The organism is Pyxidicoccus fallax, assembly GCF_012933655.1.
Classification (GTDB): Bacteria; Myxococcota; Myxococcia; order Myxococcales; family Myxococcaceae; genus Myxococcus; species Myxococcus fallax.
On record NZ_JABBJJ010000179.1, the window covers coordinates 1 to 25,411 of the forward strand.

Sequence of the window (25,411 nt, forward strand, 5' to 3'; positions counted from 1 at the left end):
CGGCGGGGCAGGGGACGGGGTAGGCTGAAGGGACGGTGGCACCTCCTTCCGGGAGGGGCTGTCGCGGGAGGACACCGGTGTCGTCGGGCGGCGTGCTCGAAATCGGACAGGAAGGGCCCGCCGTCGCGGAGTCGCCCGAGTCACGGGGCGACGCGGCGCTGTTGGGCCGGCTGCGCCGGGGAGACCCGGACGCCTTCGAGCTGCTGGTGCGCACGCACCAGGACCGGCTCTACGACTTCTGCGTGCGGATGGTGGGCGACCGCGAGGAGGCCCACGACCTGGTGCAGGAAATCTTCGTCAGCGTGCACCAGAACGTGCGCCGCTTCCGCGAGGACGCGAAGCTGTCCACCTGGCTGTTCCGCATCACCAAGAACCACTGCATCAACCGGCTGAAGTACCTCAAGCGACGGGGGCGGGGCCGCTCGGAGGAGTACGACGAGACCACCGCCCTCTTCACGGAAGGCGGCGGCACGGTGCCCGGCCCGGACGCGGCGCTCGAGTCCGCCCGCGAGCGCGCCCGCGTTCAGTGGGCCATCTCACAGTTGGACCCGGACGCGCGAATGCTGGTCGCCCTGCGCGACATCGAGGGCCTCAGCTACGAGGAAATCGTCGACATCACCGAGCTGCCCGAGGGGACGGTGAAGAGCCGGCTCCACCGGGCACGCGAAAAGCTGGCGAACCTCCTGGGACGGCTTGAGTCATGAGCAGCATTCATCGCAGACTCCCGGATGTGGAACCGCGGATGAACCACCGCGAGGCGAGGGCCCTGTTCCTCGCGCTCGCCGACGACGAGCTGCCCGCCCCCAAGGCGCAGGCGGTGCGCAGCCACCTGGACGACTGCGCCGACTGCCGCGCGGGCTGGGAGGGCTACGCCCGCACCGTGCAGCGCCTCAAGGGCGTGGAGCGGGAGAAGGCCCCGCCCGCGCTCGCCACGCAGGTGATGAACCGCGTGCGCCACCAGCGCCGCTTCGGCCTGCGTGCCCTGCACACCACCCACATGCACTACCGGGTGCCGGTGGAGATCATCATCCCCCTGCTGCTCGGGGTGGCGGTGGCCGCCTTCCTCTTCATGGCCGCCCCCTGAACGTCCCCCGCTCTGTTGCGTTGCTTCCCGAGGGAGCCTTGGCTACGGTGCCGCGCCTTTGGAAGGGCGCGCCATGGCTGAAGAACAGAACAACGACACGGGGTCCAAGGAGCAGGAAATCTACGACCAGCGGCTGGAGAAGGCCGCCAAATGGCGTGAGGCCGGCTTCAACCCGTACGGCAATGGCTACCGGCCCCAGCACCAGGCGGCCGAGATCCACGCGAAGCACGGCAACCAGACCACCGAGGAGCTGGATGCCTCCCCGACCGTCTACGACGTGGCGGGCCGTATCATCGCCATGCGCTCGTTCGGCAAGGCGGCCTTCATCAAGCTGAGGGACCGGTCGGGCGAAATCCAGGTCCACATGAAGAAGGACGCCCTCGGGGACAGCTACGAGGTCTTCAAGCTGTGCGACCTGGGTGACTTCCTCGCGGCCACGGGCCCGGTGTTCCGCTCGAAGACGGGCGAGCTGACCCTGTCCGCCACGAAGTTCACCCCGCTGACCAAGTCCCTGCGGCCCCTGCCGGAGAAGTGGCACGGCCTGACGGACGTGGAGATCCGCTACCGCCAGCGCTACCTGGACCTCGTCTCCAACCCGGACGTGAAGAACACGTTCCTCAAGCGCACGAAGCTCATCAGCTTCATCCGGAAGTTCCTCGACGCGAGGGACTTCGTCGAGGTGGAGACGCCGATGATGCACTCGCTCGTCTCGGGCGCGGCGGCGCGGCCCTTCACCACGCACCACAACGCGCTCGACATCGACCTGTACATGCGCATCGCCCCGGAGCTGCATCTCAAGCGCCTGGTGGTGGGCGGCATGGAGCGCGTCTACGAAATCAACCGCAACTTCCGCAACGAGGGCATCAGCACCCGGCACAACCCCGAGTTCACGATGCTCGAGTTCTATCAGGCGTACGCCACGTACGAGGACCTGATGGACCTCACCGAGGAGATGCTCTCCGAGGCGGCGAAGGCCGTCACCGGCGACACCCAGGTGAAGTACGGCGAGCACGTGCTGGACTTCGGCAAGGGCTGGAAGCGCATCCCCATGGCGGAGGCCATCCGCGAGGCGGTGGGCGGCGCGCTGTCCGACAAGGACATGTCCGACCCGGACAAGCTCCGTCACGAGCTCCTGAAGACCACGCACTCGGAGGCCGAGCGGCGGGCCATCGACACCATGAACCAGGGCGAGCTGGTGGGCGCGCTCTTCGAGCACCACGTGGAGGGCACCCTCGTGCACCCCACGTTCATCACCCATTTCCCCACCGCCATCTCCCCGCTCGCCCGCCGCAACGACGCCAACCCGGACGTCACGGACCGCTTCGAGCTGTATGTGGCGGGGCGCGAAATCGCCAACGCCTTCTCCGAGCTGAACGACCCGCTGGACCAGAAGGGTCGCTTCCTCGCCCAGCTCGAGGCGAAGCAGCGCGGCCAGCAGGAGACGATGGACTACGACGAGGACTACATCCGCGCACTGGAGCACGGCATGCCTCCGACGGCGGGGCAGGGCATCGGGATTGATCGGCTCGCCATGCTGTTCACCGATTCCCAGAGCATCCGCGACGTCATCCTGTTCCCCCTCCTCAAGCCACTGGCGAAGTAGCCACGAGGCCTCGTGCACCCCGCCGAACGACAGACGGTTCATCGCTGGAGCTTCATCTGGACCGGGGCCCTGGTGGCCCTGGTGGGCTTCATCCTGCTCGGGATGGCCATCTCCGCCTCGGAGGCCTGGGCGGAGGTGAGCGCCGGCCTGGGGCTGTCCCTCGTGGCATGGGGTGGGGTGCTCCAGGTCCTCAACGGCGCGCTGCTGGCGCCCGCGGGGACGGGCGGCACCGCGCAGCTCCCCACGGGCCTGCTCCTGGGCGGGGTGCTCGTCTGGCTGGCGGGCTGGGGGCTCATCGCCTCCGGCATCCGCCGCGCGCCCGCTCCGGCGGAGGGCCTCAGCCCGGCCGCGGGCGCGTCGCTGTACCCGCGCCTGGCGCGCTACCGGGACTTCTACTGGAGCACGCTGGGTGCGTACGGCGGCGGCATGCTGCTGGCGGAGCTGGTCCTCATCCTGCTGCAGACGGTGCTGTCCAGCGGCGTGCCCTCCACGGACCTGAGCGCCCCGGCGCAGAACGCGGGCGGCGGACTGTCCCTGCCGCCCACCCTGGCCTTCGCCCTGGCGCTCATCGCGGCGAGCGCGGTGGCCTTCGTCTCCGGCTTCATCGGTGCGTCCCGCGCGCAGCGGCTGTCGCTGCCCGAGGCCACCATTGGCGTGCTCTACCTGGGCCTGCCCATCCCCATCGTCCTCACGCTGATGGAGCGGGTGCCCGCGCTGCAGCTCGCGCTCGGCTACCGGCTGCGCGAGGTGACGTACGTGGCGGGCCTGCTCGGCCGTCCGGAGCTGGCGTACTGGCTGGTGTTCACCGGGCTGGTGCTGGCGCTGGTGCTGGGCATCAACACCGGCTTCATCGCCGCCGGCAGCGGCCGGGTGGACCTGAAGCTGGGCTTCGAGCTGTTCGTCGCGCGCCGGCACGTGATGGTGTTCCGGCCGTCGCTGCTGCTGGGCACGCTGGCCGTGCTGATGTTCGGCATCATCCCGCCGCTGCTCATCTACTTCATCATCCGCTCCGCTGAAGCGGCCGTGGAGCGCACCCGCATCCGCTCGCTCGGCCTGTCGGACCCGCTGGCCGCCGCCTCGGACCTCAACCGGCTGAAGCTGCGCGAGCAGTCGCCCACCATGATGATGACCGCCCTGTCCGTGGGCGGCGTCGGCGTGGGCGTCATGGCGCTCATCATCGTCCTGTCGGTGATGAGCGGCTTCGAGGCGGACCTCCAGCAGAAGATCCTCGGCACCAACGCCCACGCGGTGGTGTCCCGATACGCGGGCGAGCTGCCGGACTACCCCAAGGTCATGGAGTCCATCCGCCGCGTGCCCGGCGTGGTGGGCCAGACGCCCTTCATCATCAACCAGGTGATGATTGCCTCCGAGGGCAACGTCGACGGCGTCATCATCAAGGGCATCGACCCGGCCACGGTGGGCAGCGTCACCGACCTGCCCGAGTACCTGCTGGGCGGCAACAAGCTCGAAATCCTCTACACGCCGGAGAAGATCCTCGGCCACGGCCTGCCCGGGGACGACGAGGCCCCGGCGGGCGGCAGCGGGCAGGAGGGCGTGGAGGAGGACGACATCATCCGCCGCTCCGGAAAGGCCTCCAAGCCCGCGGTGCTGCCGGGCATCGTGATTGGCCGCGAGCTGGCCGCGTCGCTGCGCGTGGTGGTGGGGGACCGGCTGAACGTCGTTTCCCCGCTGGGCACCGAGCTGGGCCCGTCCGGGCCGATTCCCAAGAGCCGCGCCTTCCGCGTCGCCGGCATCTTCTACTCGGGGATGTACGAGTACGACTCCAAGTTCGTCTACATCCTCCTCAAGGAGGCGCAGGACTTCTTCGACGTCGAGGGCGCCAGCGGCATCGAGCTGAAGGTCGCGGACATCGACGACGCGCGCCGCATCGCCGGGCAGGTGGTGAAGGTGCTGGGCGGCTACCCCTACCGCGCGCGCGACTGGGGCGAGATGAACAAGAACCTCTTCTCCGCGCTGCGCCTGGAGAAGCTGGTGATGGGCATCATCCTGTCCATCATCATCGTCGTGGCCGCCGGCCTCATCGTCGCCACCGTCATCATGCTGGTGCTGGAGAAGCGCAAGGAGATCTCCGTCCTCAAGGCGCTCGGCGTCCCGGACGGAGGCATCGTGAAGATCTTCCTCGCCGAGGGGCTCCAGATTGGCGTGGCGGGCGGCCTGCTCGGCCTCTTCTCCGGCCTGTCCTGGTGCTATTTCATCGAGAAGGTCGGCATCAAACTGGACCCCGAGGTCTATTACATCCCCGCGCTGCCGGTGCGCGTCGAGTTCGTGCAGACCGCGCTCGCCGTCGTCATCGCGGTGCTCGTCACCTACCTCGCCTCCATCTACCCGGCCCTCAAGGCCAGCAGCGTGGAGCCGGTGGAAGGCCTCAAGGCGGAGTAGCCATGGCGCTGTTGTCCATCCGCAACGTCTTCAAGAGCTACTTCCTGCACGGCAAGCGCATCGACGTGCTGCGTGGCGTGTCGCTGGACATCGAGCGGGGAGAGCTCGTCTCCCTGGTCGGCGCTTCCGGCGCCGGGAAGAGTACGTTCCTTCACGTGTTGGGGACCCTCGACGCCCCGGCCGCAGGAGAAGTCTTCTTCGACGGCCGCGCCGTCTTCTCCATGAACGACGCCGAGATCGCCGAGTTCCGCAACAAGACCATCGGCTTCGTCTTCCAGAGCCACTACCTCCTGCCGGAGTTCACCGCGCTGGAGAACGTGGCCATGCCCGCCCTCATCCAGCGGCAGGACCGCACCGGGGCCTACACCTACGCCCGCGAATTGCTGGAGCGGGTGGGGCTGGGCCACCGCGTGGACCACCGCCCCGGCGAGCTGTCCGGCGGCGAGGCCCAGCGCGTGGCCCTGGCCCGCTCCCTGGTGCTCAAGCCCGCCCTCCTGCTCGCCGACGAGCCGACCGGCAACCTGGACCCGGCCACCGGCGAGGGCATCCACCAGCTCCTCCGGGACGTGAACCGCGACCTGGGCATCACCGCCGTGGTGGTCACCCACAACGAGACGCTTGCCCGCTCCATGCCCCGCCGGCTGAGGTTGGCCGCTGGAGGGGTGACTGAGGCGTGATGCTCCAACGCTTTTGGATTGAGGGACTCGCGCCCCTTCCCGTACATTCCCCCGCCTTTTCCAGGCCGGTCTCCCCTTGAGGCTCCCCGTTCTGTCGCGCAAGTCACTGCTCCCGCTGCTGGCGGTCGCCCTGTTCTCCCTCGTGCCGGGTCGCGTCCACGCCCAGGTCGACGGAGGTGTGTCCGCTCCCGCGCCTGTTCCGGCGGTGACCTCTCCCTCCGCGCTCGACCCGGCCGCCGACGCCGACGCGGGCACGCCCCCGGCCACCGGCGCCGAGCTGCCCGGTGATGCCCCCGTCTCCGACGAGGACGCCACGGACCGGGTGGTGGAGATCCGCGTGGAGGGCAACCGCCGCGTGGAGGCCGAGGCCATCCGCCGCGCCCTGCGCACCAAGGTGGGCGAGCCGCTCGCCCCCGGCCGCACCTCCCAGGACCTCCGGGCGGTGTGGGCCCTGGGCTACTTCCAGAACGTCGAGCTGCTCGTGCAGCGGCTGCCCCGTGGCCTCGCCTACGTCATCCGCGTGGAGGAGCGGCCCATCGTCCGCGCCGTGCAGCTTCGCGGCAACGAGGAGCTCAACAAGGATGACCTGAAGGACGAGATCGACACCAAGCCCAACACCATCCTGGACATGGAGACCGTGCGGTCCACCGTGCGGAAGATCCAGGCGAAGTACGTGGAGAAGGGCTACTTCCTCGCCGAGGTCACCCACGAGCTGAAGCGCTCCGAGGACGGCACCAGCGTCGACGTCATCTACGTCATCAACGAGCACGCCAAGGTGATGGTGAAGCAGATCACCTTCATCGGCGCGGAGAAGGTCTCCCCCGAGGAGCTCAAGGCGACGATGATCACCCGCGAGGGTGGCTTCTTCTCCTTCTTCACCGGCGAGGGCACCTACCGCGAGGAGGCCTTCGAGCGCGACCTCCAGGTCATCCAGTTCGCCTACTACGACCGGGGCTTCATCAACGTCCGGGTGGACAAGCCCACCGTCCAGCTCTCCGCGGACAAGCGCTTCATCTACATCACCCTCCGCGTCACCGAGGGCGAGGCCTACGACATCGGGAAGATCGACTTCTCCGGTGACCTCCTGGAGGGCGTCTCCAAGGAGCTCATGGAGTCGCTGATGAAGTCCCGCACCGGCGAGCGCTTCAACCGCTCGCAGCTGTCGCAGGACATCGTCGCCGTCTCGGACCTCTACTACGACCGCGGCTACGCCTACGCCAACATCAACCCCATCACCACCGTCAACGCGGACAACCGCACGGTGGACCTGACCTTCGACGTCCAGCAGGGCCCCAAGGTCACCATCGAGCGCATCGAGGTCGTCGGCAACAGCAAGACGCGCGACAAGGTCATCCGCCGCGAGCTGCGCGTGTACGAGGGCGAGCTCTACAGCGGCACCGGCGTGCGCCGCAGCCGCGAGCGCGTCACCGCCCTGGGCTTCTTCGAGACGGTGGAAATCACCCAGCGCCCCGGCAGCCAGGACGACACCATCGTCCTCCAGGTGGAGGTGAAGGAGAAGGCCACCGGTACCTTCCAGGTGGGCCTGGGCTTCTCCAACGTGGAGAACTTCATCTTCACGGCGCAGATCTCCCAGAACAACTTCCTCGGCTGGGGTCAGAGCATCTCCGCGTCCGCCCAGATTTCGGGCCTGCGCTCGCTCGTGCAGCTGTCGTTCTACGACCCGTACTTCCTGGACACGAACTACCTGCTGTCCGCGGAGTTCTTCCGCGTCCAGGCGGACTACGAGGGCTTCATCCGCAACTCCACCGGTGGCAGCGTCTCCATCGGCTACCAGTTCATCGACGACCTGCTGGGCACCGTCGGCTACTCGCGCGAGTGGGTGGACGTGGAGGCGGGACAGAACCTGGGCGCGGTGCTCCTGGCCAACCAGTTCCTGTCCGGCATCACCAGCGCCGCCCGCTTCTCGCTGTCCTTCGACCGCCGCGACAACCGCCTCTTCCCGTCGCGCGGCTTCATCCACTACGGCTCGGTGGAGACGGCCCCCGGCTTCCTGGGCGGCACCTTCCTCTTCAACCGGTACACCGCCTACTCGCGCCTGTACTTCCCCATGCCGCTGGGCTTCGTCTTCAAGACGAACGCCACCATTGGCTACATCCAGCAGCTGGACCAGGACAAGCCGCTGCCCATCTCCGAGCTCTACTATGTGGGCGGCATCAACAGTGTGCGCGGCTACTACCTGCGCAGCATCAGCCCCTCGGTGAAGGTGCCCCGCTCCGCCAACCCGGACGCCACCGTCACGGACTTCCTCGTGGGCGGCAACAAGCAGCTCATCTTCAACTTCGAGCTGGAGTTCCCCATCTTCGAGAAGGCCGGCCTGCGCGGCGTGCTCTTCTACGACGCCGGCAACTCCTTCGCGACGACGGAGAACTTCTTCGAGGACCGGCAGGACAACCTGCCGCTCGGCCTCTTCCACTCGGCGGGCTTCGGCTTCCGCTGGTTCTCGCCGATTGGCCCCCTGCGCTTCGAGTGGGGTATCCCGCTCACCAGGCGGCCGGAAGACGACCGCATCCTGTTCGAGTTCACTATCGGCAACTTCTTCTGATAAGCCCTTGCACCGCCGTCCCGGTCCCGCCCCCCGGCGGGGGGAAGTTTGAACAAGCCGGGGGACCAGACGTCGGAGCCTGTAACCTTCCCGAGGAGCTGTTGAACATGTCGCTTCGCACCACCATCGCGGCCGTGGCCGCCGTCGTTTCGCTCGCCCTGCCGGTGGCCGCCTCCGCCGCGGAGATGAAGGTCGCCTACGTCGACCTCCAGCGCGTCCTGCTCGAGGTGGATGACGGCAAGGCCGCCAAGGCCCGCCTCCAGAAGTGGCTGGATGACCGCCAGAAGGAAATCGACAAGGAGCAGGAGGCGCTCCGCAAGGAGAAGGAGACGCTGGACAAGCAGGCCAGCGCGATGAGCCCCGACACCAAGGCCCAGAAGGAGGGCGAGCTCCAGCGCAAGGTGATGGTCCTCGCGCAGAAGTGGGAGAAGAGCCGGGCCGAGGCCGCCACCAAGGAGCGGCAGGAGATGGAGCCCATCATCAACAAGATCGACCAGGTGGTCGCCTCCATCGCCGAGCGGGACGACCTGGCCTTCGTGCTGGAGCGCCGTGACTCCGGCATCGTCTTCGCCCGCTCGCAGCACGACATCTCCAACGAGGTCATCCGCGCCTACAACGCCCAGAAGAAGCCTGCGGCGGCGGCGAAGGATGCCCCGACCAAGAAGTAGCCTTTCGGCCCCAACGTGCAGACCCCCTCTCCCCCCCGCCGGCTCGGGGAGCTCGCAGCCCATGTGGGTGGCGAGCTCCTCGGCGACCCCGGCCAGCTCATCCACGGACTCAACGGGCTCGAGGAAGCCGGCCCGCGGGACGTGTCCTTCTACGGAAACACGCGCTACCGCCGCCAGTTCGACGAGACGCGCGCGGGAGCCGTCCTCGTGGGCGCCGGCACGGACGCGCCGCCGCGTGACGGCATGGCGCTGGTGCGCGTGCCCAACCCGCACCTGGCCTACGCGAAGCTCCTGCGCCTGTTCCACCCCGTCTCGCGGCCAGCTCCGGGCGTGAGGCCGGGGGCCTGGGTGCACCCCGAGGCCACCATCCACCCGGAGGCCACGCTCCTGCCTGGCGCCTCGGTGGACCGCGGCGCCCGGGTGGGCGCGCGCACGGTGCTGTACCCCGGTGCCTACGTGGGCGAGGACGCCCAGGTGGGCGACGACTGCCTCCTGTACCCCAACGTCACCGTGCGCGAGCGCTGCATCGTCGGCTCGCGCGTCATCCTCCACGCCTCCAGCGTGGTGGGCGCGGACGGCTTCGGCTTCGCCTTCAACCCCGAGGGCGAGGAGGGGCCGGAGCACTTCAAGATTCCCCAGGTCGGCATCGTCCGCGTCGAGGACGACGTCGAGGTCGGGGCCTGCACCTGCATCGACCGCGCGACGGTGGGCGAGACAGTGGTGGGCCGCGGCACGAAGCTCGACAATCTGGTGCAGATCGCCCACAACGTGAAGGTGGGCCCGCTGTCGCTCATCTGCGCGCAGGCCGGCGTGTCCGGCTCCGCGGAGATTGGCACCGGCGTGGTGCTGGCCGGGCAGGTGGGCGTGGTGGGCCACATCCGCGTGGGAGACCTGGCGAAGGTGGGTGCCCAGTCCGGCGTGGCCCATGACGTGGAGGACGGGCAGGTGGTCAGTGGCAGCCCGGCCGTGCCGCACAAGGAATGGCTGCGCGCGAGCGCGGCGACGGCGCAGCTGGCCGACCTGCTCAAGGAAGTGCGCGCCCTGCGGCGCAGGGTGGAGACGCTCGAGAAGGAGAGGGGTGAGTGATGGACATCGGAGAGATCCAGAATCTTCTGCCGCACCGCTACCCGTTTCTCCTCGTGGACCGGGTGGTGGAAATCGTCCCGGGGCAGAAGCTGACGGCCTACAAGAACGTCACCGTCAACGAGCCCTTCTTCAACGGCCACTTCCCCGGCCAGCCGGTGATGCCGGGCGTGCTCATCCTGGAGGCGCTGGCGCAGGCCATGGCCATCCTCGCCTACAAGAGCGAGGGCATGGACCCGAACCGGAAGCTCACCTACCTCATGGGTGTTGATGGAGCGCGCTTCCGCAAGCCCGTGCTGCCGGGCGACCGCCTGCACCTCGCCATCGAGGTCGTGCGGCACAAGGGTTCCGTGTGGAAGACGAAGGGCACGGCGTCGGTCGATGGAGTGAGGGTCGCCGAGGGTGAGTTCCTGGCGACCGTCGTGGACAAGAACGCCAAGGCGGAAGAAACCGCGGCTCCCTGACCGCATCTTCGAGCAGGAGTGTAGAGGAAAGACATGGCTCAGGTTCATCCCACCGCGGTGGTCCATCCCGGCGCCCGCCTGCACGAGACGGTCGAGGTCGGCCCCTATTCGGTCATCGGGCCGCAGGTGACGATTGGCGCGGGCTCGCGGGTGGGGCCCCACGTCGTCATCGAGGGACGCACGACGCTGGGCGCGCGCAACCGCATCTTCCAGTTCGCGTCGGTGGGCGCGGACCCGCAGGACCTCAAGTACGCCGGCGAGGACACGGAGCTCGTCCTCGGCGACGACAACCTGGTTCGCGAGTTCGTCACCCTCCACAAGGGCACGGTGGGCGGCGGCGGCGCGACGCGCATCGGCAATGGCAACCTCTTCATGGCCAACAGCCACGTGGCGCACGACTGCGTCGTGGGCAACGGCTGCCGCATCGGCAACGGCTCCGCGCTGGCGGGGCACGTGACGATGGAGGACCACGTCATCATCAGCGGCCTGGCGGCGGTGCATCAGTTCACCCGCCTGGGCAAGCACGCCTTCATCTCCGGCGGCGCCATGGTGACCATGGACATCCCCCCGTACGCCACCGCGCAGGGTGACCGCGCGGAGCTGGTGGGCCTCAACACGGTGGGCCTGGAGCGCAGCGGCTTCACCAAGGAGCAGGTTGAGCGCATCAAGGAAGCGCACCGCATCCTGTTCCGCTCCAAGCTGGGCCTGCAGGAGGCGCTGGCGCGGCTGCGCACGGAGCTGGGTGGCAACCCCGAGGTCGACCACCTCATCGACTTCGTCATGCAGAGCAAGCGCGGGCTCACGCGCTAGGCTTTCGGGGGCGGCGGGCCATGGAAGGAGCGTCGGCGGTGGAGCGCATCGGCCTCATCGCGGGCAATGGCCAGTTGCCCTTCCTCTTCGCGCGCGCGGCGCGGGCGAGGGGCCTGGAAGTCGTCGCCGTGGCGCACCGGGGAGAGACGGACCCGGCGCTGGCCTCGGAGGTCGCCCGGCTCACCTGGGTACGGGTGGGGCAGGTGGACCGCATCCAGAAGGCGTTCCGCGAGGCCGGCGTGAAGCAGGCGGCCATGGCGGGTGGCATCGGCCGGGTGCGGGCGCTGGCGGAGGCCCGGCCGGACCTGGGCGCGGTGCGAATCATCTCCAAGCTGCGCAGCTTCCGGGATGACGCGCTCCTGCGCGCGGTGGCCGCGGACTTCGAGGCGCGCGGCGTCACCATCATCGCCCCCACGGACTTCCTCGGCGAGGTGCTGTGCCCCGAGGGGCACCTGGCGGGGCCGAAGCTGCACCCGGCGCAGGAGAAGGACGTCGCGCTGGGCCGCGAGGTGGCGGTGCTGCTGGGCCAGGCGGACGTGGGCCAGACGGTGGTGGTGCACAACGGCCACGTGCTCGCGCTGGAGGCGGTGGAGGGCACGGATGAGACCATCCGCCGCGGCGGTAGGCTGGGCGGCAAGGGCGCCGTCATCGTGAAGCGGTGCAAGCCGCAGCAGGACCTCCGCTTTGACTTGCCGGCCGTAGGCCCCCGCACGCTGGACACGATGAACGAGGTGGGCGCCAAGGTGCTGGCGCTCGAGGTGGGGCGCACGGTGCTGCTGGACGCACCCGCGCTCTTCGCCGGGGCCGAGTCGTCGGGCATCACCATCGTCGGAGTGCCCTGAAGTCGGCCGGAAGGGCGCTCGCCCGCCTGGCTGCTTCACGCGGATGACCCGAGATGGGTGAATACCGTCGCGGCTCAAACGTCCTGTGTCGCGGCTGTTTCCCTGGAGGGAGTCTCGTCCGAGTAGCCTGTCCCGGAGGAATCCACCTGGACGGGCTGCTGTTGCGAGCGGCCCGTGACGCCGGAGGTCGACGCCACACCATGCCTGCCCGCCTGCTCCTGCTCTTCTTCGTGCTGTGCTCGCCGCTGCCCGCGCTGGCGGACGCCATCCGGGTGTCCCTCGAAGGCCGCGCGGCCCTGGGCGAGGCGCTGCCGACGCTGCTCGTGCACATCGAGGAGCCCATCGCCGGCTTCGAGGTGAAGCTGAAGCGCAGCGACGGCAAGACGGTGGAGCTGAAGGGCGGCGGCAAGCCGGGCATCACCCGGCGCATCGAGCTGGAGCAGCCGGAAGGGCGCTTCCACTACGAGGGCGAACTGGTGGTGCGCTTCCCGGACGCCGAGTCCGGCAGCATGCCGCTGTCCTTCGACACGGAGCTCTACGGCGCGCTGAAGCTGGAGGTGCGCAAGGAGGACGTGGACGTCGCGGGGCGGAAGCTTCGCTTCACGTTGAACCGGCCGGCGAGGCGAGCGGAGCTGACGGTGTTGATGGACACCGGGAAGAAGGCCTTCGAGGGCGAAGTGCCCTTCAACGGCGAGCAGGCGGGCACGCCGCTGGAGCTGACGTGGCCGGCGGCGGAGGGGCGGGTGATGAAGATTTCGGTCCGCGCCTTCGACACCTCGGAGTTCTACACCGGGGTGGACTTGTTCCCCTGGCAGGTGGACATCCCGCACGAGGAGGTGAACTTCGCATCGGGCAGCGCGGACGTGCCGGCGGGTGAGCGGGGCAAGCTGGACAAGAGCCATGCGCTCATCGCGGAGGCGCTGGCGAAGTACGGTCGTTTCGCGGCGCTGCGGCTGTACGTGCTGGGCCACACGGACACGGTGGGGAAGACGGCGGACAACCGCGAGTTGTCGTTGAAGCGGGCGCGCAGCCTGGCGGCGTATTTCCGGAAGCGGGGACTGAAAGTTCCCGTGTTCTACGAGGGCTTCGGCGAGGAGTCGCCTGCGGTGGCGACTCCCGACGAGACGGCCGAGGCGGGCAACCGCCGGGCCGAGTACATCATCGCCGTGGAGGACCCGGTGCTCCAGCACGCGCCGTTCCCTCCCCGGTGGCGGAAGCTGTGACGGTGAGCGACTTGAGGAGACGACGCATGAGCCGATTCCACCGGATGGCCTGGGTGACCCTGGGGCTGGGCGTGCTGGGAGGCACGGGCTGCGCGCACCACAAGGCGCGCGTGGCCGAGCAGCACGTGGAAGAGGCGGAGAAGTGCCAGCTGGTGCGCTCGGTGCTGCAGGAGCCGGAGCCCTCGCGGCTGGTGAACGAGTTGGCCTCGGACGGCCGCGAGGAGCCCGCGCCGGTGGTCGTCTACGTGCGCCGGCCGGAGCAGGCCATGCTGGAGCGCTTCTTCCGGGGCGACGAGCCCGTGTGTGGGGACACCACGTTCAAGGTGGTGCAGGAGAACGTGCTCGACGCGGTGGTGGTGTACCTGCAGGAGGTCCAGGACGGCTACGCGTACGACGCGCGCCGCGCCAGCCCGCAGGAGCTGTCCATGGACGGCAAGCCGCAGGGCCTCGTGAAGCGCGCAGGCCCCGCCTGGGTGGCGGGCCCCGGCCCTATTTGAGCAACTCCTTGCCGCCGTCCGCGATGAACTGCACGGCGATGGCGGCGAGGATGAGTCCCATCACACGCTCGACGATGGCGACGCCGGACTGGCGCAGCACGCGCTGAATCATCCCCGAGGCGCGGAGGATGAAGTAGCTCGCCACGAACGTCAGGATGATGGCGGCCAGCACGGGAATGGCCAGGGTCAGCTTCTGGCCTCCGCGGGCCATCAGCACCATGGCGGTGGCGATGGCGCCCGGGCCGGACAAGAGCGGAATGGCCAGCGGGACGATGGCCACGTCCTCCTTCACCACGCCCTCCTGCTCCTCGGTGGGAGTGGTGCGCGTCTCGGACGGGCGGGCGCGGAGCATGTCCAGCGCGGTGATGAGCAGCAGGATTCCGCCGGCCACGCGGAAGGCGCCCAGCGACACGCCGAACACCTTGAAGATGACGCCGCCGAAGATGGCGAAGAACAGCATCATCCCGCACGCCACGAGGCAGGCGCGCATCGCCGTGCGGCGGATCTTCTCCTGCGAATCCCCGGCCGTCATCGCCAGGAACAGCGGCACCACGCCGATGGGGTCCACGACGAAGAAGATCGCCGACAACGACACGAGGAACTGCGTCAGGTACGCCGTCATGACACGCGCCTTCCGGCTACACCGTGAGGCGCAGCTTCCACACCATCGTGAGGGCCTCGGCGAAGATCTTCTTGCTCATCTTCGAGTGCCCGACGCGCCGGTCCTCGAAGACGATGGGCACCTCGCGCACGGTGAAGCCCTTCTTCAGCGTGCGGTACGTCAATTCAATCTGGAACGCGTACCCGGTGCTCTTTACCTCGTCCAGCGCGATGCCCTCCAGCACCCGGCGGTGGAAGCACTTGAAGCCGCCGGTGAGGTCGCGGATGCCCACGCCGAGAATCGTGCGGGCGTAGAGGCTGCCGCCGCGGCTGATGACCTGCCGGCCGACGCCCCAGTTCACCGTGCCGCCACCGGTGACGTAGCGCGAGCCCAGCACCAGGTCCGCGCCCGCCTGGGCCGCGTCCAGCATGCCCGGCAGGTAGCGCGGGTCATGGCTGAAGTCCGCGTCCATCTCCAGGATGTACGTGTAGCCCTCGGCCAGCGCCCAGCGGAAGGCGGCGAGGTACGCGCGGCCCAGGCCCTCCTTCTTCTCGCGGTGCAGCACCCGCACGCGCGTGTCCTTCGCCGCGAGCGCGTCCGCGAGCTGCCCCGTGCCGTCGGGCGAGTTGTCGTCCACGACGAGGATGTCCACGCGCGGATCGGCCTTGAGGACCGCCTGGACGATGGCCTCGATGTTCTCTCGCTCGTTGTAGGTAGGGATGCAGACCAGGGCAGGGTTCATGACCCGGCCGCTCATACCCTAAACGGGGCGCGGGGGCAGCAGCTCCAATACGGCTTCCGCGGCCCGGGTGGCGGCCCCGGTCTCCCCCAGGCGGCCGCGCATCTCCGCCAGTCCCTTCAGCATCTCGTCGCGGGGGGCGCCGGGCGTCCACACCCGGCGGACCTCCTCGGCGATGCGCTCGGGCGTCATCTCCCCCTGGAGCAGCTCCGGCACCACGCGCCGGCCCGCCAGCAGGTTGACCAGCGAGACGAAGGCCACCTTCAGCATCAGCCGGCCCACCAGGTACGAGATGAGCGACACCCGGTAGACCACCACCAGGGGGCGCTGCATCAGCCCCGCTTCCAGCACGGCGGTACCAGACGCCACCACCGCCGCGTCGCTGGCGCCCACCACCTCCGGGGCGCGCCCCTCCACGAGGACGGGGGACAGGCCGCTGCCCTCGAAGCGGGAGACCACCTCCTCGCGGGGGATGGTGGGGGCCACCGGCACGACGACCTGGAGCCCGGGCCGCTCGGCCGACAGCCGCTTCGCCGCGTCCACCATGGAGGGCAGCAGGCGGCGAATCTCACTCATCCGGCTCCCGGGCAGCAGCGCGAGCGTGGGTGCGTCCCTGTTCAACCCAAGACGTTCGCGGAACTCGGTGGGAGTAGCGGGGGCGGGGACCTGCTCCACCACGGGGCTGCCCACGTACCGGGCGCTGACTCCGGCGTCCCGGTAGAAGTCCTCCTCGAAGGGGAGGATGCAGAGCATCCGGTCCACCAGGCGCTTGATGGTGCGCACCCGGCCGCGCCGCCACGCCCAGATCATGGGCGACACGTAGTAGGCCACCGGGACTCCCAGCGCCTTGAGCTTTTCCGCCAGTCGCAGGTTGAAGTCCGGGATGTCCACGAGGATGGCCACGTCCGGGCGGCGTTCGGCGGCGGCCTGGGCCAGGCCCTTCATGATTTGGAGGATGCGGGGGATGCGGGGGAGCACCTCGGTGATGCCCATGACGGACACCTCCCGGGCGTCGAAGAGCAGCTCTACCCCCCGAGCGGCCAGGCGGGAGCCGCCCATGCCGAAGAAGGTGAGGTCCGGACGGCGGGCCTGGAGGGCGGCGACGAGCTCGGCGGCATGGCTGTCACCGGAGGCCTCGCCGGCCACGACGAGGATGCGGGGCGGGTGCGTCATGAGGGGGCACGCATCGTACCTGATGCGGGGCCGAATGAAGGTGTAGAGTGAGTTACCCTTGAAGACGCTTCTGCTCGCCGAGAGCCATCCCCCCACGCTGGAGCACCTGACGGGCCTGCTCTCCCAGGCCGGGTACACCGTGCGCGCGGTGAATGACCCGGTGACGGCGATGGAGCACTTCGCGGCGGACAACCCGGCCGTGGTGGTGCTGGCGGTGGACCTGCCCCGGGTGGACGGCGCGCACGTGGTGCACCTCATCCGCGGCCACAGCCAGGGCGGGCGGGTGCCGATTGTCGCCATCGACAAGGGGCACCTGGGCCGGGCGCGCGGGGTGGCGTCGGTGCTGGACCTCAAGGTGAACGCCTACGTGGCGGACCCGCTCAAGCCGGGGGAGCTGGTGCCCCGCCTGGAGTCGCTGGTGCGCGCGGCGCAGGCCGTGCCGCTCACCGGGCTGGCGGCCACGCTGTCGCGCTCCGCGGTGAACTCCGGGGACTTGAAGGGCTACCCGCTGCCGGGGCTGCTGCACTCCATCTACCGGCTGCGCCGGGACGGCGTGCTGGTGGTGGCGCATCGGGACTTGAGCCGGCGCGTGTTCTTCCTGCGCGGCGGGGCGGTGAGCTACGACTCCTCGTCGAAGGCGGACTCGCTGCCGCGCTACCTGCTGGACCGCAAGGTGGTGACGGCGGCGCAGGCGGACCGGGTGGTGGAGGCGATGGCCTCGGGGCTGCGCATCGGCGCGGCGCTGGCGGACGCGGGCGTGGAGGCGGCGGGCGAGGAACTGCTGCAGCTGCTGCGCGACTACACGCGCGACAAGCTGGAGCGGGTGCTGGGCATGCGCGAGGGGCGCTATGCCTTCTACGCGGGCGACGAGTTCACCGCGGAGGTGGCCTCGGTGGAGGTGCCGCCCCTGGCGCCGGTGCTGGCGGGCGCGCGGCGGTGCTTCCCGCTGAAGGTGATGGCGGCCTCGCTGAAGTCGAACCTGGGCGAGTACCCGGTGCGCTCGGCGGAGTTCGGCCGCGACCTCCAGGCGATGGCGCTGGACACCGACGACCTGAAGATCGCCATGCAGGTCAACGGCCGCATCGTCCTGAAGGATTTGCTCGCGCACGGGCGCGGGGAGCTGGGCACGGCGGTGTCGCTGCTGTGGTTCCTCAAGCTGACGGGCGGGGTGACGTTCTCGCCGACGCCGGTGGCCACGGGGACGGACGCGCTGACCCACGCGGTGCTGCCGGACAAGATTGCGCCCCGCAAGCGCAAGGCGCTGCCGGCGGAGACGGCGGCGTCGCTGCGCGAGGAGGCGGTGCGCATCATCACCCGCAGCTACTTCGGCAGCCTGGGGCTGGACATCGCCGCGGACACCGAGGCGGTGGAGCGCGCGTACCACGAGACGGCGATGCGCTTCCATCCGGACACGTATGCCGAGTTCGACATCTCGGACCTGAGGGACCTGCTCGAGTCCGTGCAGGAGAAGCTGTCGGCGTCGTACCGGGTGCTGAGCGTGGAGGAGAAGCGCAAGGCGTACCTCCAGTACCTCTTCAGCCGGCTGGACGTGGGGCGCAACACGGCGGTGGTGGTGGACGCGGAGATCGCGCTGCGCCGGGGCGAGTCCGCGCTGAAGCGCCGCGACTTCGTCACGGCGATGCGCGCCTTCGAGGAAGCCGTGACGCTCAACCCGAACGAGCCGGAGTACTACGCGTTCCTCGCGTGGGCGACGTACATGGCGGCTCCGGGCGCGTTGCTGGTGCGGGCGCAGAAGGCGCAGAAGGTGTTGAAGAAGGCGTTGTCGCTGGGGCCGTACGTGGAGCGGCTGCACATCATCGCGGCCATCATCGACACGGACCTGGGGGACGCGCCGCTGGCGCGGAAGAAGCTGTTGAAGGTGCTGGAGTACAACCCGTACTCCCAGCTGGCCAAGGCGGCGCTGCGCAAGGTGGGTCGGTAGATGAGGCAGGTGTTGTCGCGGCTGTTGCGCTATGCGCGCCCGCACTGGGGTGTGCTCGCGGTGGCCTTCGTGGGCATGGCGGTGGTGGGTCTGGCCACGGGCGCGTACGCGTACCTGACGGGGCCGGCGCTGCGCTTCCTGCTGTCGGGAGGCCAGGAGGGCTTCGCGAGCGCGCAGCGGGTGCCATGGCTGGCGGACCTGCCGCGCGAGGCGGCGCTGTGGGGCTTCCCGCTGGTGATGGTGGTGGTCGGCGCGGCGAAGGGGCTGGGCTACCTCACGCAGTTCTATTTCATGGGGCTGTTCGCGCAGCGGGTGGTGAAGGACGTACGGCGCGAGCTGTTCCTGCGCCTCACCGCGCTGTCGCCCACGCAGCTGGCGCGCGAGCGGATGGGCGACCTGCTGAGCCGCTTCTCCTCGGACGTCAACGCGGTGCACGACGCGGCCATGTACACGGTGGGCGCGTACCTGCGGGACAGCGTGCAGGTGGTCATCCTCACGGGCGTGGTGCTCTCGCTGAGCCCTCTGCTGGGCGGGGTGATGCTGCTGGTGATTCCGCTGGCGGCGCTGCCGGCGTCGGGGCTGATGCGCAAGGTGCTGAAGCGCACGCGCGAGGGGCAGACGCAGCTGGGCAACCTGGCGGGGCAGCTCCACGAGGGGCTGGGCGGGCTGCGCACCATCCAGGCCTTCAACGGCCAGGAGGCGGAGCTGGCCCGCTTCGCGTCGCATGCGCGGGCGCACGAGAAGGCGGTGGTGAGCGCGGCGTGGGCGCGGGGCGCGGTGCCGGGGCTGATGGAGGTGCTGGCGGCGGCGGCGCTGGCGGGCGCGCTGGCGTACGCGGCGAGCGTGAGGCTGATGGAGCCGGAGGCGTTGCTGTCGCTGCTGACGGCGGTCATCCTGGTGTACCAGCCGGTGAAGGAGCTGGGCCGGGTGACGCAGTTCGCGGTGCAGGCGGGCGCGGCGGGTGAGCGGCTCTTCGCGCTCCTGGACTTGAAGCACCCGGTGGAGGACGCGCCGGACGCGGTGCCGGCACCGCCGCTGTCCCGGAGCATCGTGCTGGAGAACGTGCGCTTCTCCTACGGGGAGCGCCGCGCGCTGGACGGCCTGTCGGTGGAGCTGAAGGCGGGGCAGGTGACGGCGCTGGTGGGAGGCAGCGGCGGCGGCAAGAGCACGGTGACGTCGCTGCTGCTGCGCTTCGAGCGGCCGCAGAAGGGGCAGTACCTGCTGGATGGCGTGGACGTGGACCGGTACACGGCGGCGAGCGTGCGCGAGCAGTTCGCGCTGGTGACGCAGGAGCCGCTGCTGTTCCAGGGCTCGGTGCTGGACAACCTGCGCTACGCGAAGCCGGACGCCACGCGGGAAGAGGTGGAGGCGGCGGCGAAGGTGGCGCACGCGGACGGCTTCATCCGGGCGATGCCGGAGGGCTACGACACGCGCATCGGCGAGCGGGGCGTGACGCTGAGCGGAGGCCAGCGGCAGCGGCTGTGCATTGCCCGCGCGGTGCTGGCGCGGGCGAAGGTGCTGGTGCTGGACGAGGCGACGAGCAGCCTGGACCCGGAGAGCGAGCGCGAGGTGCAGGCGGCGCTGGCGGCGGTGCTGCCGGGGCGCACGGCGCTGGTGATTGCGCACCGGCTGTCCACGGTGGTGAACGCGGACGTGCTCCACGTGATGGAGGCGGGCCGGGTGGTGGAGAGCGGCACGCACGCGGAGCTGCTCCAGAAGGATGGCCGCTACGCGGCGCTGTGGAAGATGCAGACGGAGGGCCCCACCGAGCGCGGCGCGGCCTGAGCCCGAGTCACCTGCCATCGAATTGCGAACAGCGGGACGGGCCCGTCGAGGTACGTTGAAGGGCGAGGGCCGGTCACGAGGCGCTGTCGAAAAGGCTCACGGCCGGCCGATTGAACGAGGAGAGGCGTGAGCCGCATCCGGACAGTGGTGGCGAAGACGTTCCAGGCGGTACTGGGCATGGGCCTGCTGCTCCTCGGAGTGGTGGGGCTCTTCGCGATGCCGGCCTCCTGCGCCCGCTACCCGGTGGTGCCGCCGAAGGCGGGCGCGCCCACGTGGTTGCGCGGCGCGTACCACGTGCACACCACGCGCTCGGACGGGGAGGGCACGGTGGCGGAGGTGGCTCGCGCGGCGAAGGAGGCGGGCCTGGACTTCGTGGTGCTCACCGACCACAACGACTTCAAGCCGCCCGCGCCGGTCTGGGTGGAGGGCGTGCTGTTGGTGCCCGGAGTGGAGATCTCCACATCCGCGGGGCACCTGGCCGCGTTCGGCATGACGCAGCCCCTGAAGGGGATGCAGGCGTGGATGCCGCCGGGAGACGCGGTGAAGGCGGTGGCGGCGGCGGGAGGCACGGCGGTGCTCGCGCACCCGGTGCAGGAGCGCAACCCCTGGACGGACGATGCGAGCACCCGTGAGGTGCCGGGCTTCGAGCTGTACTCGGCGGACACGTTCTTCCGTCAGGTGGCCAGCCATCCGGTGAGCCGCCTGCTGCCCACGGTGGGCGCGTACCTGGGCAATCCGGGGCACGGGGTGATGACGATGGTCTCTCCCGAGCCGGGCCCGATGGAGCGCTTCCTGGAACTGTCGCGCGAGCGCCCCCGGCTGGCCTTCTGCGCGCACGACGCCCACGGGATTCCCTCGTACTCGGCGGTCTTCGAATCCATGGCCATGTACCTGCCGTCGGAGCTGCTGCCCAAGCCGCTCCCCCGGGACGCGGTCGAGGCCGCCGCCCAGGTCGCGCGAGCCCTGGCGAGTGGGGGCGCGCTGTGTGCCTTCCGGGGCCTGGGCGAGCCAGCGGGCTTCCTGCTGGAAGGCATCCACCCGGAGCGCCGGGAGGCTCGCGTCGGAGACGTGCTTCGGGTCCACGTGCCGGGGAGTCCGGAGGAGGGCACGGTCGAGGTGCGGGTGTGGGGAGACGGCCGGACGGGAGCGGACGGAAGGTCCGTGGAGCTGACAGGGGCGGGGGTGGTGCAGGTGGAGGTGTGGGCCCGTGGGCCGGGGCGCTTCATCGGAACGGAGTGGCGGCCCTGGATTGTCCCGAGCCCCGTGCGCGTGCTGCCGCGCGGGCCGGGCATCTGATAGAGGGCGCGAGAGACGTCCATGCGCCTCCTGTACATCCTCGCCACCTATGTGCTTTTCGCGCTCCTGTTCCCGGTGCTGTGCCTGCACCGGAAGACGCGTCATGGGCTGATGGAGCGGCTGGGCTTCTACGGCCGTGACAGCCTGCCCCCGCGCGGAGACGGCCCGGTGCTCTGGCTGCACGGCGCGAGCGCGGGAGACCTGCTGGCGCTGTCGCCGATGTTCGCTCCGCTGCGCGCGCGCTTCCCGGGGTGCCAGCTCATCCTGTCGACGATGACGGACAGCGGCTATGCGATGGCGAAGGGCCGGCTGGCGAAGGACATCGACGGAGTGGTGTACGTGCCCTACGACTTGTGGGGCGCGACGCGCCGGGCGGTGCGGGCCATCCGTCCGGACGTGCTGGTGCTGGAGTACACGGAGATCTGGCCCAACCTCATCCGTGCCGCGAAACGGGGAGGGGCGCGCGTGGTGATGACGAACGGGCGTTTCTCTCCGGCGAACCTGGGGAAGTACCGCTCGCTCTTCAAGCTCATCGGCAACCCGCTGAAGGACCTGGACCTGCTGCTGATGCGGCAGGAAGAGGAGGCCGAAAGGGCGAGGAGCCTGGGCGCGCGCCCCGAGTGGGTGAAGGTGACGGGCAACACGAAGTTCGACTCCCTCGCGGGAGGTCCGGCGCGCGAGGACGACACCCTGCGCACCGCGCTGGGGCTGGAGCCGGGAGCCCGGGTCTGGATTGCCGGGAGCACGCACGAGGGCGAGGAGGAGGTGCTCCTGCGCGTGTACCGGCGGCTGCTGGAGCGCTGGCCCGACCTGCGGCTGGTGATTGCGCCGAGGTACGTGGACCGGGCGGCGCGCATCGTGACGCTGGCGCGCGAGGCGGGGCTGAGCGTGGGCCTGCGCTCGAAGGGCAACCCCGAGCGGGGGCAGGTGGTGGTGCTGGACACGATTGGCGAGCTGTCGAGGGCCTACCGGCTGGCGACGGTGGTGTTCGTGGGAGGCTCGTTCACGAAGCGGGGCGGGCAGAACATCCTGGAGCCGGCGGGGCAGGGGAAGCCGGTGCTGTATGGGCCGCACATGGACAACTTCCGGGACAGCGTGGAGCTGCTGACGGGGCAGGGGGGCGTGCAGGTGGCGGACGGTGAGGCCCTGCATGGTGCGCTCGTGGAGCTGCTGGCGGCCCCGGAGCGGCTGATGAAGCTGGGCGAGCAGGCGCAGGCGACGGTGCGTCGCATCTCGGGCGCCAGCGAGAGGAACGCGGAGGCGATGACGACGCTCTTTCCGCATGGGAGGCCGGACCCGCGATGACGCTCATCATCCACCCGCACTTCCACAAGCGGTACACGGGGGTGACGCGCCACGTGGAGTCGGTGGTGCCCGCGCTCGTGCGTGACACGGACTCCGAGACGCGAGTCATGGGCTCGGGCCTGAGCGAGGGCCTGCCGAGAATCACCTGGCCCGAGCTGCTCCGCCGGGCCCGCCAGGAGCCGGTGGTGTGGCACGCGCACCGGAACAACGAGCTGCTGGCGGGCATGGTGTTGAAGCTCCTGGGCCGGCAGGTGCGGCTGGTGTTCACGCGGCACACCTCCATGGCGCCGAGCGGCTTCACGCGCTTCATCGCCCGTGGGGCGGACGCGCTCGTCTCGTTGACGAAGCAGGTGGCGGAGGTCATCGCGCTGCCCTCGACGGTCATCTCGCACGGCATCGACCTGACGCGGTTCCACCCGCCGGCGGACCGGGACGAGGCGTGGCGCCGGCTCGGCCAGGGTGGGCGCTTCGGCGTGGGTGTCATCGGGCGCATCCGGAAGGAGAAGGGGCAGGGCGACTTCCTGGAGGCCATCCGCCCGCTGCTGCCGGAGAACCCCGAGTGGCAGGCGGTGCTGGTGGGACTGGCGAAGGGCCCGGACCTGGACTGGGTGAACGGGCTGCGCGCGGGCCTCGAGGACCGGGTGTCGCTGGCGGGAGAGCAGTCGGTCATCGAGCCCTGGTACCAGGGGCTGACGGTGCTGGTGCATCCCTCGTACGCGGAGGGGTACTCGCTGGTGCACGTGGAGGCGATGGCCTCGGGCTGCTGCGTGGTGGCGTCGAAGCTGCCGTACCTGGACACGCTCATCGAACACGGGCGGACGGGCTTCTTCTTCGAGCCCGGGGACGTGAAGGCGCTGCGGGAGCTGCTGTCCATGCTGATGCGGGAGCCGGAGCGGGCGCGCGAGGTGGGGCGCAACGCGGCCGAGGAGGCGAGGCGCCGGTGCGGAGTGGAACACGAGGCGCGGGCGCTGGGAGACCTGTACCGGACGCTGGTGGGGCGGTGAGCGGATGCGCATCCTCCACCTGCTGGCGAGTCCCTTCTTCAGCGGCCCCGCGGAGAACGTGGCGCTGCTGGCGCTGGCGCAGCGAGAGGCCGGGCACGAGGTGACGGTGGCGGTGGACCGTCGGCGCAAGGACGTGCCGGCGGAGGAGCCCGCGGTGCCGCGCTTCCGGGAGCTGGGCTTGCTGGACGAAGGGGGCCTGGAGCTGTCGGTGAAGTCGCCGCCGTGGAACATGTGGAGCGACCTGCGCCGGCTGCGAGCGCGGCGGGTGGACGTGGTGCACTCGCACTTCAGCCACGACCACCTGCTGGCGCGGTGGGGAAGGCCCCGGGGCGCGGTGCTGGTGCGCTCGCTCCATGCGCCCCGCTCCCTGCGGGCATCGATGCCCGCGGCGGACGCGTACACGGTGCCGGCGAGCAGCCTGCTTCCGAGGTTGAGGGAACAGGGGAGGACCGCCGAGGTCCTGCCGGCGCTGGTGGACCCCAGGTTCCATCCCGCCGAGGACCGGAGCGCGCTGCGTCGCGAGCTGGGGCTGACGGGCGAGCCGCTGGTGGGCATGGTCTCCACCTTCCAGCCTTCGCGGAGGCACTCGGTGGGAGTGGACGCCTTCGCGCTGTACCGGAAGCAGCGGCCGGAGGCGCGCTTCGTTCTCGTGGGAGATGGCGGACTGCTGGAGGCGACGCGGCGGCAGGTGGAGGAGCGGGGCCTGTCGGAGGCGGTCACCTTCGCGGGCTACCAGCAGGGCGACGCCTTCGTGCGCTGGCTGCGGGCGCTGGACGAGGTGTGGCTGCTCGGGCTGGGGAACGACTGGAGCGCGCGAGCGGCGGCGCAGGCCCGTGCGTGTGGAGTGAGGGTGGTGGCGGTGGAGGAGGGCGCGTTGCCGGACCTCGCGGATGCTCGGGTGGCGACGCCGACGCCGGAGGCGGTGGTGACCGCGGCGCTGTCCGGTCAGCGGGCCCCGGTGGCGCACCCGACGAACGAGCGCATCGCGGGGGACATGCTCGCGCTCTACGAGCGTGCGAGGCGCTCCCGATGAGCGCCCCCGAGGCGGGTAGGGTGCGTACGGAATGCTGACCTATGAAGACGCCCTGCGAATCGCGACGGAGTACGCGAATCGCCACCCTGACAGCGTGCTCGTCGAGTCCTCGACGCGCGAGTTTCCCTTCGGCTGGTACTTCGTTGCTCAGTCCAAGCATTACGTGGCGACCGGGCATATCAGCCACATGCGGGTAGGAAGCGGCGGCTTCGTCGTGGACCGGGAGACGGGACGGGTCCACGAGTTCGGGTCGGCCTTCCCCCTCGAGCGCAACGTGCGCATGTACGCGAAGGGCTTCCGGTATCACGCCTACGACCTGACCCTCACGAAGGTGTACGACCTGCGGACCACGGTGAGGCTGCTGCACGAGCTGGACATGTCGTACGTGGAGCCGGAGTTCGAGCACGGCGTGATGTGGCGCATCCCCAAGCACTACACGGAGTCGCAGCTGGAGGCGTTCCTGCAGAAGCTCCCGCACACGTTCGCGGGGCACGGCTTCTATGCTCGCCTCGAAGTCTTCGAGAAGATGGATGCCGTGGGCTGCTGTGCCTACGAGCTGCGCGAGCACAAACCGGAACCGACAGAGGCCTCCAGGTCGTGAGCCCGCCCTCCCCCAGTG

At 70.0% G+C, this 25,411-nt stretch carries 23 protein-coding genes; 20 read left to right on the plus strand and 3 right to left on the minus strand.

Features of this window, described 5'->3' with window-relative positions:
* Positions 1 to 77: 77 nt before the first annotated feature.
* The 13 genes from HG543_RS31350 (at position 78) to HG543_RS31410 (ending at position 13,914) form a co-directional block, all read left to right on the plus strand.
* Positions 78 to 704 carry a sigma-70 family RNA polymerase sigma factor gene (locus HG543_RS31350; RefSeq protein ID WP_169348584.1) on the plus strand — a complete coding sequence of 209 codons (627 nt, stop codon included), beginning with the start codon at positions 78 to 80 and terminating at the stop codon, positions 702 to 704.
* 38 nt (positions 705 to 742) lie between these two features.
* Positions 743 to 1,084 carry an anti-sigma factor family protein gene (locus HG543_RS31355; RefSeq protein WP_246357424.1) on the plus strand — a complete coding sequence of 114 codons (342 nt, stop codon included), beginning with the start codon at positions 743 to 745 and terminating at the stop codon, positions 1,082 to 1,084.
* Between the two features lie 73 nt (positions 1,085 to 1,157).
* Positions 1,158 to 2,687, plus strand: a complete 1,530-nt coding sequence (gene lysS, locus HG543_RS31360; protein WP_169348586.1) for a lysine--tRNA ligase — start codon at positions 1,158 to 1,160, stop codon at positions 2,685 to 2,687.
* Positions 2,688 to 2,699: 12 nt separating this feature from the next.
* Positions 2,700 to 5,087, plus strand: coding sequence for an FtsX-like permease family protein (locus tag HG543_RS31365; protein WP_169348587.1), 2,388 nt, complete (start codon positions 2,700 to 2,702; stop codon positions 5,085 to 5,087).
* Between the two features lie 2 nt (positions 5,088 to 5,089).
* Entirely contained in the window at positions 5,090 to 5,764 is a 675-nt protein-coding gene (locus HG543_RS31370; protein ID WP_169348588.1) for an ABC transporter ATP-binding protein, read from the plus strand.
* 76 nt (positions 5,765 to 5,840) lie between these two features.
* Positions 5,841 to 8,327: an outer membrane protein assembly factor BamA gene (bamA, locus tag HG543_RS31375; protein ID WP_169348589.1), complete on the plus strand. Its 2,487-nt coding sequence runs from the start codon at positions 5,841 to 5,843 to the stop codon at positions 8,325 to 8,327.
* Between the two features lie 107 nt (positions 8,328 to 8,434).
* Positions 8,435 to 8,995, plus strand: a complete 561-nt coding sequence (locus HG543_RS31380) for an OmpH/Skp family outer membrane protein (protein ID WP_169348590.1) — start codon at positions 8,435 to 8,437, stop codon at positions 8,993 to 8,995.
* Between the two features lie 15 nt (positions 8,996 to 9,010).
* Positions 9,011 to 10,081 carry a UDP-3-O-(3-hydroxymyristoyl)glucosamine N-acyltransferase gene (lpxD, locus tag HG543_RS31385; protein ID WP_169348591.1) on the plus strand — a complete coding sequence of 357 codons (1,071 nt, stop codon included), beginning with the start codon at positions 9,011 to 9,013 and terminating at the stop codon, positions 10,079 to 10,081.
* Entirely contained in the window at positions 10,081 to 10,542 is a 462-nt protein-coding gene (fabZ, locus tag HG543_RS31390; RefSeq protein WP_169348604.1) for a 3-hydroxyacyl-ACP dehydratase FabZ, read from the plus strand. Before lpxD ends, fabZ begins: the two co-directional genes overlap by 1 nt.
* 33 nt (positions 10,543 to 10,575) lie before the next feature.
* Entirely contained in the window at positions 10,576 to 11,352 is a 777-nt protein-coding gene (lpxA, locus tag HG543_RS31395) for an acyl-ACP--UDP-N-acetylglucosamine O-acyltransferase (RefSeq protein ID WP_169348592.1), read from the plus strand.
* 38 nt (positions 11,353 to 11,390) lie between these two features.
* Positions 11,391 to 12,194 carry a UDP-2,3-diacylglucosamine diphosphatase LpxI domain-containing protein gene (locus HG543_RS31400; protein WP_169348605.1) on the plus strand — a complete coding sequence of 268 codons (804 nt, stop codon included), beginning with the start codon at positions 11,391 to 11,393 and terminating at the stop codon, positions 12,192 to 12,194.
* Positions 12,195 to 12,394: 200 nt separating this feature from the next.
* Positions 12,395 to 13,417 (plus strand): OmpA family protein, encoded by a 1,023-nt coding sequence (locus HG543_RS31405; protein ID WP_169348593.1) that lies wholly within the window; start codon positions 12,395 to 12,397, stop codon positions 13,415 to 13,417.
* A gap of 26 nt (positions 13,418 to 13,443) precedes the next feature.
* Positions 13,444 to 13,914 carry a hypothetical protein gene (locus HG543_RS31410; RefSeq protein ID WP_169348594.1) on the plus strand — a complete coding sequence of 157 codons (471 nt, stop codon included), beginning with the start codon at positions 13,444 to 13,446 and terminating at the stop codon, positions 13,912 to 13,914.
* On the opposite strand, the gene HG543_RS31415 is transcribed toward HG543_RS31410, so the two are convergent.
* From HG543_RS31415 to lpxB, 3 genes are read right to left on the minus strand one after another with little or no spacing between them, the layout of a single operon-like run.
* Positions 13,907 to 14,536 carry a MarC family protein gene (locus tag HG543_RS31415; protein ID WP_169348595.1) on the minus strand — a complete coding sequence of 210 codons (630 nt, stop codon included), beginning with the start codon at positions 14,534 to 14,536 and terminating at the stop codon, positions 13,907 to 13,909. The genes HG543_RS31410 and HG543_RS31415 overlap by 8 nt on opposite strands.
* Before the next feature lie 16 nt (positions 14,537 to 14,552).
* The gene (locus HG543_RS31420; protein WP_169348596.1) at positions 14,553 to 15,257 is read right to left on the minus strand and encodes a polyprenol monophosphomannose synthase; all 705 of its coding nucleotides are present in this window, start codon (positions 15,255 to 15,257) and stop codon (positions 14,553 to 14,555) included.
* An 18-nt stretch (positions 15,258 to 15,275) separates the two neighbouring features.
* A complete protein-coding gene (gene lpxB, locus HG543_RS31425; RefSeq protein WP_169348597.1) occupies positions 15,276 to 16,427 on the minus strand; it encodes a lipid-A-disaccharide synthase in 1,152 nt (383 codons plus the stop codon).
* Positions 16,428 to 16,485: 58 nt separating this feature from the next.
* Between lpxB and HG543_RS31430 the strand changes: the two genes are divergently transcribed.
* The 7 genes from HG543_RS31430 (at position 16,486) to HG543_RS31460 (ending at position 25,393) form a co-directional block, all read left to right on the plus strand.
* Complete coding sequence (locus tag HG543_RS31430) at positions 16,486 to 18,369, plus strand: DUF4388 domain-containing protein (protein WP_169348598.1); 1,884 nt, start codon at positions 16,486 to 16,488, stop codon at positions 18,367 to 18,369.
* On the plus strand, positions 18,370 to 20,154 hold the full coding sequence (locus HG543_RS31435; RefSeq protein ID WP_169348599.1) for an ABC transporter ATP-binding protein: 1,785 nt from the start codon (positions 18,370 to 18,372) through the stop codon (positions 20,152 to 20,154).
* Between the two features lie 177 nt (positions 20,155 to 20,331).
* Positions 20,332 to 21,450, plus strand: a complete 1,119-nt coding sequence (locus tag HG543_RS31440; RefSeq protein WP_211194282.1) for a PHP domain-containing protein — start codon at positions 20,332 to 20,334, stop codon at positions 21,448 to 21,450.
* Positions 21,451 to 21,471: 21 nt separating this feature from the next.
* Positions 21,472 to 22,755: a 3-deoxy-D-manno-octulosonic acid transferase gene (locus HG543_RS31445; RefSeq protein ID WP_169348600.1), complete on the plus strand. Its 1,284-nt coding sequence runs from the start codon at positions 21,472 to 21,474 to the stop codon at positions 22,753 to 22,755.
* The gene (locus HG543_RS31450) at positions 22,752 to 23,759 is read left to right on the plus strand and encodes a glycosyltransferase family 4 protein (RefSeq protein ID WP_169348601.1); all 1,008 of its coding nucleotides are present in this window, start codon (positions 22,752 to 22,754) and stop codon (positions 23,757 to 23,759) included. The genes HG543_RS31445 and HG543_RS31450 overlap by 4 nt, the downstream gene beginning before the upstream one ends.
* A gap of 4 nt (positions 23,760 to 23,763) precedes the next feature.
* Entirely contained in the window at positions 23,764 to 24,792 is a 1,029-nt protein-coding gene (locus HG543_RS31455) for a glycosyltransferase (protein WP_169348602.1), read from the plus strand.
* Between the two features lie 31 nt (positions 24,793 to 24,823).
* On the plus strand, positions 24,824 to 25,393 hold the full coding sequence (locus tag HG543_RS31460) for a YrhB domain-containing protein (protein ID WP_169348603.1): 570 nt from the start codon (positions 24,824 to 24,826) through the stop codon (positions 25,391 to 25,393).
* Positions 25,394 to 25,411: the final 18 nt, after the last annotated feature.

Coding starts and splice junctions, on each gene's coding strand:
- HG543_RS31355 (WP_246357424.1), top strand. CDS start 743: ATGAACCACCGCGAGGCGAGGGCCCTGTTCCTCGCGCTCGCCGACGAC.
- lysS (WP_169348586.1), top strand. CDS start 1,158: ATGGCTGAAGAACAGAACAACGACACGGGGTCCAAGGAGCAGGAAATC.
- HG543_RS31370 (WP_169348588.1), top strand. CDS start 5,090: ATGGCGCTGTTGTCCATCCGCAACGTCTTCAAGAGCTACTTCCTGCAC.
- HG543_RS31380 (WP_169348590.1), top strand. CDS start 8,435: ATGTCGCTTCGCACCACCATCGCGGCCGTGGCCGCCGTCGTTTCGCTC.
- fabZ (WP_169348604.1), top strand. CDS start 10,081: ATGGACATCGGAGAGATCCAGAATCTTCTGCCGCACCGCTACCCGTTT.
- lpxA (WP_169348592.1), top strand. CDS start 10,576: ATGGCTCAGGTTCATCCCACCGCGGTGGTCCATCCCGGCGCCCGCCTG.
- HG543_RS31405 (WP_169348593.1), top strand. CDS start 12,395: ATGCCTGCCCGCCTGCTCCTGCTCTTCTTCGTGCTGTGCTCGCCGCTG.
- HG543_RS31410 (WP_169348594.1), top strand. CDS start 13,444: ATGAGCCGATTCCACCGGATGGCCTGGGTGACCCTGGGGCTGGGCGTG.
- HG543_RS31415 (WP_169348595.1), bottom strand. CDS start 14,536: ATGACGGCGTACCTGACGCAGTTCCTCGTGTCGTTGTCGGCGATCTTC.
- HG543_RS31420 (WP_169348596.1), bottom strand. CDS start 15,257: ATGAACCCTGCCCTGGTCTGCATCCCTACCTACAACGAGCGAGAGAAC.
- lpxB (WP_169348597.1), bottom strand. CDS start 16,427: ATGACGCACCCGCCCCGCATCCTCGTCGTGGCCGGCGAGGCCTCCGGT.
- HG543_RS31435 (WP_169348599.1), top strand. CDS start 18,370: ATGAGGCAGGTGTTGTCGCGGCTGTTGCGCTATGCGCGCCCGCACTGG.
- HG543_RS31440 (WP_211194282.1), top strand. CDS start 20,332: ATGGGCCTGCTGCTCCTCGGAGTGGTGGGGCTCTTCGCGATGCCGGCC.
- HG543_RS31445 (WP_169348600.1), top strand. CDS start 21,472: ATGCGCCTCCTGTACATCCTCGCCACCTATGTGCTTTTCGCGCTCCTG.
- HG543_RS31450 (WP_169348601.1), top strand. CDS start 22,752: ATGACGCTCATCATCCACCCGCACTTCCACAAGCGGTACACGGGGGTG.
- HG543_RS31455 (WP_169348602.1), top strand. CDS start 23,764: ATGCGCATCCTCCACCTGCTGGCGAGTCCCTTCTTCAGCGGCCCCGCG.
- HG543_RS31460 (WP_169348603.1), top strand. CDS start 24,824: ATGCTGACCTATGAAGACGCCCTGCGAATCGCGACGGAGTACGCGAAT.